The following is a 2,309-nucleotide window of genomic DNA, read 5'->3' as shown; positions in this document are numbered from 1 at the left end:
GGCAGTGAAGTGGCGGCGGGGCTGTCTGCTCATGTGGGGTCCCTCTATCTGGAAGTAATTTAACTCCCAGTCCGGCATCCGGGGGCAAGCTCAGCCGCCTGCAGCCACCGGCAGCATGTTGGACGCCCCTGTCTGAATGGCAGACCGGCCCCGGCGCCGGCCGCCGGTTCCGCAGCGCCATGCGCATCGCGTCGGCCTCGGGGCTGCTCCCGAGCCGCTCCGACATCGGCCCGCTGCCCGGCAGGCGATTGCGTGCAATCGCCGGGAGGCACCGGCGATCTCCTTCGTGGCGTTCGCCATCGGTCTCGAACCGGTGGCGGCACGATGGCGGACTCCTTCACCGCCGCCAGGCAGAGGCGGCCCTGGTCCGTGGGCAGTTGCCAAGGTTGCGCCACTGGGTCGGGCAACCATTGGCGACGCTGATGTCGGCGAGCAAGATCCGGCCGGGCTCCGCGGCGCGGAAACTCCGCTGCGGCAGGTTCGGCGCGTTCTGCGCCTCCGGATGATCCGGCCCGCTGGCGCGGACCAGCTCGAGCCCGAGATCGTGCCGGCTGTCCGTCGTCCGCGGAACGCGGCAGCCCCGGTGCAGAGGACGGATATCGCCCGCCGTTGCCCCCGGAGTTGCCAGCGGCTGCGCCACCGGTCCGGGCGCCGCTGGCGACGGCGGACAATGGCTCGCTCTTTCACGAGCTTGGCCACCGTCATCCTGGCTGCCCGGATGCCCTGGTCCCGCAGTTCGGCGCCGCGGTGCTTTTCAAGGTTGTTGTCACCGGTGCCTATTTTCAGGCTGCGCACTCTCCCGGCCCGGTCAAGGGGCCGCCGCCGACTGCTTCCCTGGCGAGCGCGTCGGAGGCCCCGTGGCCTCTCGGCATCTCGTCGGGCCGTTCCGGGTTAAGCCAGACCGATCCGATCGGCGTCCAGAGCCGCGTGCCGCCTGACCAGCGCTCTGGCCGCGCCGCCCGGGCCAGCTCGCAGACCTGGCGGCGCTTTTCCAGGAGAGCACGCTCCCCGCCGCGGTGGCGCTGCCCGGGCGTGACGAAGCGGATCGCGCTGTGGCGGTGCTCGCGGTTGTACCAGAAGACGAAGCCTTGGACCCAATCCCGAGCCGCCCCGATGCCGGCGAAGCTGCGCGGAGGCCAGCCCGGACGGCGCTTGCAGGTCCGGAACAGCGCTTCGGAGAAGGCATTTCCATTCGATGCGCGGGACCGGATGAAGGAGGCCGTGATCCCGAGCCGCTCCATCGTCGCCCTCATGGTCGCGCCTTTCATGCGCTGACCGGCAGGGCATTGCCCAGCAATGCCCAAGAGGGGACTGCCGTTGTCGGAGTGCAAAACCAGCGGGTTGGCCAGCATTTCTCTGGCCAGACCGCTCGCGGCCGCCGCGCTTCGGACCGCGGATCGTACAGCCGCTTCGCCAGGGCCATGGCCGAGGCGGAACTGACCCGCTTCATCAAGCCCGACCTGCAGGCGGACCTGTTCAGCTGGAGCCTCGACGAGGCCGCGATTGCCCGCGCCGAGCTCTTCGACGGCAAGTTCGCGCTGCTAACCAATGTCGCCGATCTCGGCGCGGTCGAGGCCGTCGCCCGCTACAAGTCGCTGGCCGATATCGAGCGCGGGTTCAGGGTCCTGAAATCCGATATCGAGATTGCCCCGGTCCATCACCGCCTGCCGGACCGGATCCGCGCGCATGCCCTGATCTGCTTTCTCGTCCTGGTGCTCTACCGCGTCATGCGCATGAGGCTGAAGGCGAAAGGGCATTCCGCCAGTCCCAGGACCGCCCTGGACCTGCTTGCGCGCATCCAGAAACACACCGCCCATGCCGGAAACCGCACCCTGCATGGCATCAGCAGAACAACACCGGAGCAGCTCGACCTCTTCGAAGCCATGGACCTTCCCAAGCCCGCCTGACGGGCTCTGTTGTCACATTTTTAACCTATCTTCCTTAACCATATCCATTACTTACGCGTTCACCTGACGAACTTGGGCGTCCGGGGGGCGGGGCAAAGCGACGAAGGGCTGGCGAACTCGGGCAGGGCGCAGGTGGCAATGATGCCGGCGCGCTCCTCGCTGCCGAGCTTGTTGGCAGGCACGGGGCGCAAAGCGGGCGGACGGCCGTCTTGGCGGATGCCGCCCTCCGGGTCGAGCCACCGGGCCAGCGTGTGCGGATGCAGGCGGCGCTGTCGCGCAAATCAGCTAGCGGCAAGAGTTCCTCTTTCGCCGGACACACTTATCCTGCGGCCACGGTCAGCGGGATGCCGAGTGCCGTGAAGCGGTTGAGGAATGAGCGGCAAGCGCCATCGGTTCGAGCGC

Annotated in this window: 1 protein-coding gene and 1 pseudogene; one reads left to right on the top strand and one right to left on the bottom strand. The window is 68.3% G+C overall.

What is annotated here, in order from left to right:
• Window positions 1-782: 782 nt before the first annotated feature.
• A complete protein-coding gene (locus HCC78_RS32110; RefSeq protein WP_172332752.1) occupies window positions 783-1,253 on the bottom strand; it encodes an integrase core domain-containing protein in 471 nt (156 codons plus the stop codon).
• 102 nt (window positions 1,254-1,355) lie between these two features.
• On the opposite strand from HCC78_RS32110, the pseudogene HCC78_RS32105 reads away from it, so the two are divergent.
• Window positions 1,356-1,907: pseudogene (locus HCC78_RS32105) on the top strand (IS1634 family transposase); the annotation flags it as partial.
• Window positions 1,908-2,309: the final 402 nt, after the last annotated feature.

Source organism: Mangrovicoccus sp. HB161399 (assembly GCF_013184745.1).
In the GTDB taxonomy this organism is placed as follows: Bacteria; Pseudomonadota; Alphaproteobacteria; order Rhodobacterales; family Rhodobacteraceae; genus Mangrovicoccus.
The sequence above is the reverse complement of the archived record's forward strand: the minus strand, read 5'-3'. Positions and strand labels throughout refer to the sequence as shown.

What these genes read in the sequence shown, in the direction of transcription:
- HCC78_RS32110 (WP_172332752.1), bottom strand. Translation starts at nt 1,253, where the DNA reads ATGAGGGCGACGATGGAGCGGCTCGGGATCACGGCCTCCTTCATCCGG.